The 6,044-nt window shown below is 69.2% G+C and carries 4 protein-coding genes and 1 pseudogene; 3 read left to right on the forward strand and 2 right to left on the reverse strand.

What is annotated here, in order from left to right; translation table 11 throughout:
- A partial coding sequence (locus VGD32_RS02745; RefSeq protein WP_331030373.1) for a peptidylprolyl isomerase occupies positions 1–911 on the reverse strand: 911 nt, incomplete at its 3' end.
- Between the two features lie 243 nt (positions 912–1,154).
- Between VGD32_RS02745 and secA the strand changes: the two are divergent.
- The 3 genes and pseudogenes from secA to VGD32_RS02755 all read left to right on the forward strand — a co-directional run.
- Positions 1,155–3,812, forward strand: a pseudogene (secA, locus tag VGD32_RS02750) (preprotein translocase subunit SecA); the annotation flags it as partial.
- A 69-nt stretch (positions 3,813–3,881) separates the two neighbouring features.
- Positions 3,882–4,049, forward strand: coding sequence for an SEC-C metal-binding domain-containing protein (locus VGD32_RS14245; protein ID WP_414644325.1), 168 nt, complete (start codon positions 3,882–3,884; stop codon positions 4,047–4,049).
- A 2-nt stretch (positions 4,050–4,051) separates the two neighbouring features.
- Complete coding sequence (locus VGD32_RS02755) at positions 4,052–5,221, forward strand: class V aminotransferase (protein WP_331030375.1); 1,170 nt, start codon at positions 4,052–4,054, stop codon at positions 5,219–5,221.
- 7 nt (positions 5,222–5,228) lie between these two features.
- Here the strand turns inward: VGD32_RS02755 and VGD32_RS02760 are convergent.
- A partial coding sequence (locus VGD32_RS02760) for a hypothetical protein (RefSeq protein ID WP_331030376.1) occupies positions 5,229–6,044 on the reverse strand: 816 nt, incomplete at its 5' end.

Raw genomic sequence — 6,044 nt, forward strand, 5'->3', positions numbered from 1 at the left:
GCGGCGGCCGGAGCCCGGACCGGCGCCGAGGCGGGCTCCTGGGAGGTGGAGTCGCCGTTCAGCAGCACCTCGACATCGGCCTTGCCCCGCAGTTGCTCCAGAAGGGCGCGAACGCCCTCGTAGGTCAGGTAGCGGACGATCTGCGGCCGGGCCTGCTCCAGCGTCGGCGGCGTCTCCTTGCGGCGATCCTCGACCCGCAGCACGGCCCAGCCGCCCTCGGTCTGGAACGGCCCGACGGTCGAGCCCGCCGGCTTGTCGCGCAGGGCGTTGGCGTAGGCCTCGGGCATGACGTCCAGGGTGCGGTAGCCGAGATCGCCGCCGGAATAGCGGGTGGCGTCGTCGATCGAGCTCTGGGCGGCGACGGCCTCGAACGTCGCGCCCTGGGCGAGGATGCCGATCACCGCCTCGGCCTCCGGGCGGGTGCGCGACAGGATCAGGCGGGTGCGGATCTCCTCCGAGGTCTCGGCCAGCTGCAGCTGCTCCTGGTAGAGTTCCGCGACCTTGCGGTCGGTGATCTCGCCGTTGACGACGGTCTCGACCAGCATGTCGCCGAGAATGCGCTCGCGCGTCGCCGCCAGCCGGCGCTGGGCGAGGGCGGAATTGTCGAGGCCGCGGCGCTCGGCCTCGCGGGCCAGCAGTTTCTGGTCGATGACCTCGTCCAGCACCCGGCGGAACAGGTCCGAGCTGACGTCCAGCGGCTCGCCCTCCCCGACCAGACCCTGGGCCACCGCCTCGCGTTTGACGTCGGAGGCCCAGATCGTCTCGTCCTGCACCTTGGCGACGGCGCGGTCGCCCGGCTCGGGCGGCCTGTCGGACCCACCGCCCCCGCCGCAGGCGGATACGGTGAGCACCGCCGCGAGCAGCGCCGGGAACAGGGCGCGGACCAGAATCCGGGGCTGGATGAGGCTCATTTCGGGGCGTGCTCCGTCACGGGCGGCAAAGGCCCTCGCGTTGACAGGGATAAGGCCGGTGCTTAAGTCCCGCCTGCGCCCAAGTCGAGGGGTTTTCGAACGTTCGCGCGGCCCTTGCGCGCGCCTGTGACAGGCGCACCGGGCCGCCGCCGCCGAGGCCTCGCCCGGCGCATCGTCGCCGCCGCTCCTTCGGGACCGTTCCAGTACCAGAGCCCCAGCCGCTCGCCCGCCTTCGGATCATTCATGCTCGGCATCGCCAAGAAGATTTTCGGCTCCTCCAATGACCGCAAGGTCAAGGACTTCATGGGCCGGGTGCAGAAGATCAACGCGCTCGAGGCCCGGTTCGCCGCCCTGTCGGACGACGAGCTGCGGATGATGACCGACACCTTCCGCGACCGGATCGCGGCCGGCGAGTCGCTGGACAAGCTTCTCAACGAGGCCTTCGCCGTGGCGCGGGAAGCCTCCAAGCGCGTGCTCGGCCAGCGGCAGTACGACGTTCAGCTGACCGGCGGGATGATCCTGCACGACGGCGGCATCGCCGAGATGCGCACCGGCGAGGGCAAGACCCTCGTCGCCGTGGCCCCCGTCTATCTGAACGCCCTGAGCGGCAAGGGCGTCCACGTCATCACCGTCAACGACTATCTGGCCCGCCGCGACGCGGAATGGATGGGCCGGGTCTACCGCTTCCTCGGCATGGAGGTCGGCGTTATCGTCAACGGCCTGTCGCAGGGCCAGCGCCAGGCGGCCTACGCCGCCGACATCACCTACGGCACCAACAACGAGTTCGGCTTCGACTATCTGCGCGACAATCTGGTCTACGACCGGCGCGAGATGGTGCAGCGGCCGCACCATTTCGCCATCGTCGACGAGGTCGACTCCATCCTGATCGACGAGGCGCGCACGCCGCTGATCATCTCGGGCCCGACCGAGGACCGTTCGGACCTCTATCTGACCGTCGACGAGATCATCAAGGACCTGATCCAGGACAAGTCGACCTACGACCTCGACGAGAAGCAGCGCCAGGCCCTGCTGACCGAGGAAGGCTCCGAGAAGATCGAGGAGATCATGGAGCAGCGCGGCCTGTTCGCCGCCGACACCACTGGCCTGTACGACGCCGCCAACATCAGCCTGGTGCACCACATCAACCAGGCGCTGCGCGCCAACACCCTGTACCAGAAGGACAAGGACTACATCATCCGGGCCGGCGAGGTCATGCTGATCGATGAGTTCACGGGCCGCATGATGCAGGGCCGGCGGCTGTCGGAAGGCCTGCACCAGGCCATCGAGGCCAAGGAAGGCGTCAAGATCCAGCCCGAGAACCAGACCCTGGCCTCGGTGACCATCCAGAACTATTTCCGCCTCTACGAGAAGCTGTCCGGCATGACCGGCACGGCCGCGACCGAGGCCCAGGAATTCCTCGACATCTACAAGATGGATGTCCTCGAGGTGCCGACCCACCGCCCGGTCAAGCGCATCGACCACGACGACGAGATCTTCCGCACCGCCGCCGAGAAGAACCTGGCCATCGCCGGCCTGATCGCGGAGTGCCACGTCAAGGGCCAGCCGATCCTCGTCGGCACCGTCTCGATCGAGAAGTCGGAGGTCCTGTCCGAACTGCTCAAGACCTTCGAGTACGAGGTCCCGGTCAAGACGCTGAAGCCGCAGCACCAGCACCTGCTAGAGAAGGTCGCCAGCGACGACGAGAAGGTCCGGCGCGAGGCGAAGAAGGCCTACCAGGCCCTCAAGGACGAAGATTTCGATATCGAGATCAAGCGCGGCAAGGGCATTCCGCACAGCGTCCTGAACGCCCGCCAGCACGAGCAGGAAGCCTTCATCGTCGCCGATGCGGGCCTGCCCGGCGTGGTGACCATCGCCACCAACATGGCCGGCCGCGGCACCGACATCCAGCTGGGCGGCAACCTGGAAATGAAGCTGCAGAAGTGGCGCCAGGAACAGCGCAACCTCGGCATCGAGATCACACCGGAGACGGAATCCGCCATCGAGGCCGAGTTCAAGGCCGAGATCGCCGTGCAGAAGGCGAAGTCGCTGGCCGCCGGCGGTCTGTTCGTGCTCGGCACTGAGCGGCACGAGAGCCGCCGCATCGACAACCAGCTGCGCGGCCGCACCGGCCGTCAGGGCGACCCCGGCACGTCGAAATTCTTCCTCTCCTGCGAGGACGACCTGCTGCGCATCTTCGCCGGCGACCGGCTGGACGCCATCATGCGCAGCTTCGGCGTGGCCGAAGGCGAGGCCATCAGCCACCCGTGGCTGAACCGGGCCGTCGAGACCGCCCAGAAGCGCGTCGAGACCCGCAACTACGACATCCGCAAGAACCTGCTGAAGTACGACGACGTCGTGAACGACCAGCGCAAGGCCGTGTTCGAGCAGCGCCAGGAGTTCATGGACGCCACGGACCTGTCCGAGCTGGTCGCCGAGTTCCGCAACGACGTGATCACCGACCTGATCGACAAGCATATGCCGCCCAAGGCCTATGCCGAGCAGTGGGACATCGACGGCCTGGACGAGAAGGTGAAATCGACCCTCGGCCTCGACCTGCCGCTGCACGAATGGGCCGCCGAGGAAGGCGTCTCGAACGAGGAGATCGAGGAGCGGCTGATGGCCGCCGCCGACGCCCGCGCGGCCGAACGGCTGGAGCTGATCGGCGCCGAGCAGACGCGCGGCCTCGAGAAGCAGTTCATGCTGCAGATGATCGACATGCAGTGGCGCGAGCACCTGGTGCACCTCGACCACCTGCGCGGGGTCATCGGCCTGCGCGGCTATGGCCAGCGCGATCCGCTGAACGAGTACAAGACCGAGGCCTTCAACCTGTTCGAGACGCTGCTCTACGAACTGCGCCACAAGGTCACCCAGTGGCTGATGACGGTCGAATTCCGCTTCGAGCCGCCGCCCGCGATGGAGCTGCCGGAGTTCCAGGAAATCCACCTGAACCCGGGCACCGGCGAGAACGAGATGGCCAATCCGGCGGCGCAGTCGCCCGAGGGCCTGCTGCAGGGCGAGGACCGCGCCCGCCTGCCGGCCGGGGCCCTGCCGCTGAACTGGGAGCGCACCCCGCGCAACGCCGACTGCCCCTGCGGTTCGGGCCGCAAGTTCAAACACTGCCACGGCGCGCTGGTCTGATCGTGACGGGCGCGCGCAAGGACCTGTTCTCCCGCGCCCTGTCGCTTGACCCCGGGCGGCTGCATTTCGCCGCCCACAGCCATCACCTGTGGCCGGACGCCTCGTTCGACGGCCAGGTGCGGGCCTGGGTCGAGGCGAACAAATTCGCCGATCGCAAATGGGACCTGGTCTTCGGCGACGTCGTGCCGGAGGCCCAGGCGCACGTCGCCCGCGAGCTGAACCTGCCGTCGCCGGACACGGTGGTGTTCGCGCCCAACACCCACGATTTCCTGCTGCGCATCTTCTCCGGGTTCGAGGGGAAGCCGGTCCGCATCCTGTCCACCGACGGCGAGTTCCACTCGTTTCGCCGCCAGGGCGAACGCTGGCAGGAGGCCGGCGAGGCCGTGGTCACCCGCGTGCCGCTGCATCCGTTCGAGACCTTCGAGGACCGTTTCGTCGAGGCGGCCCGGAGCGGCGGTTTCGACTGGATCGTGCTCAGCCAGATCTTCTTCAAGACCGGGCAGGCGTTCGGGCGCCTGGCCGATCTGGCGGCGCTGGCGGATCCGGCCGGTCCGTGGGTGCTGGTCGACGGCTACCATGGCTTCATGGCCGCGCCGACCGATCTCTCGGCGGTCGCCGACAAGCTGTTCTACGTCACCGGCGGCTACAAATACGCCATGTCCGGCGAGGGCGCGGGCATCCTGCACGCGCCGGACGGCTTCTGCCCGCGGCCGGTGGCGACCGGCTGGTTCGCCGAGTTCGGCGACCTGATGGGCCGGCCCGAGGACGTGCAGTACCGCGCCGACGCCGGCCGGTTCTGGGGCGCCACCTTCGACGCCACGCCGCTGTACCGTTTCAACGGCGTGCGCCGGATGCTGGACGAGGCGGGCCTGACCACCGCGGACGTCGCAGACCACGCGCGCGGGCTGATGCGCCGCTTCCAGGACCTCATCGCGGCCGGCGAGGCCGGGCGGCTGGACCGGGCGGAGCTGATCAATCCCGTCGCCAACGAGCCCTTGCGCGCGCGCTTCCTCGCCTTCCGGCACCCGGACGCCCAGGCGTGGCGGGCGCGGCTGCTGGACGCCAATGTGGTCACCGACGTCCGTGACGACACCATCCGGTTCGGCTTCGGCCTCTACCAGGACGAGGCTGACGTCGACCGCCTCGCCGAGGTCTGCAAGCGCGTGCTCTGACCGGGCGTCAGAAGAAGGTCGTGTCTTCCGACCGTTTCGGCTCGGGCGCCTTGCGCGGGGCCGGCGGGGTCGCCGGACGGGCGGGCGCAGGCGTGGTTCCCGGCGCCGGCGTGACTCCCGGGGCCGGAAGCGGCTGGCCGTCCGCCGGCGGGATCGGCGGCAGCGTCGGATAGGGCAGGCTCTCGGGACTGCCGTCGCCAGGCCAGGCCGTCGGCGGCGGCACGCCGTCCGCGACCACCGAGGGCGGCTCGACCCGGTCCGGCGCGTCCAGATCGTCCCGCACGAAGGCCCATGAGCGGCTGTCGGAACAGGCGCAGGCCTTCATGTAGCCCTCGCGGTCGCGCCAGATGATCAGCGGGTAACGGGTCTGCAGACCGACGCCGCCGAGATACTGACTCAGCTGGGCCGAGAATGCCCGCCCGGCGTCGACCACGGCGGTCCGGGCCAGGCTGCCGTCGGCCGCCGGAATGCCGGCCGCGGTCCAGTTGTTGGCGGGCGTCGCGGTCCAGCGCTGGTACAGGGTCCAGTCGCGCGTCAGCCACAGCTCGGCGACCGTGGCCCGTTCCGCCGCCGTCGACTGGCTCAGCCCCTCCCGGTCGGACCGGGCGAAGACGATGATCCGCACCTCGACCCCGGCGGCGCGCAGCTTGGGCGCTTCCTCGCGCTCGTAGCGCTGCATGGCCGCCGAGTCGCGGTAACCGATGATGTAGAGGGGTTCGCCCCCGCCCCCCGCCGACAGCCACGAGGCCCCGTCCAGCAGCTGCTGGATCTCTCCCTGGTGGCGCGTGACCGTCACCGGCTGGAAGCGGGCGTAGAAATGCTG

The sequence above is a fragment of the Brevundimonas sp. genome (genome assembly GCF_036402095.1).
Classification (GTDB): domain Bacteria; phylum Pseudomonadota; class Alphaproteobacteria; order Caulobacterales; family Caulobacteraceae; genus Brevundimonas.

Coding starts and splice junctions, on each gene's coding strand:
- VGD32_RS14245 (WP_414644325.1), top strand. CDS start 3,882: ATGGCCAATCCGGCGGCGCAGTCGCCCGAGGGCCTGCTGCAGGGCGAG.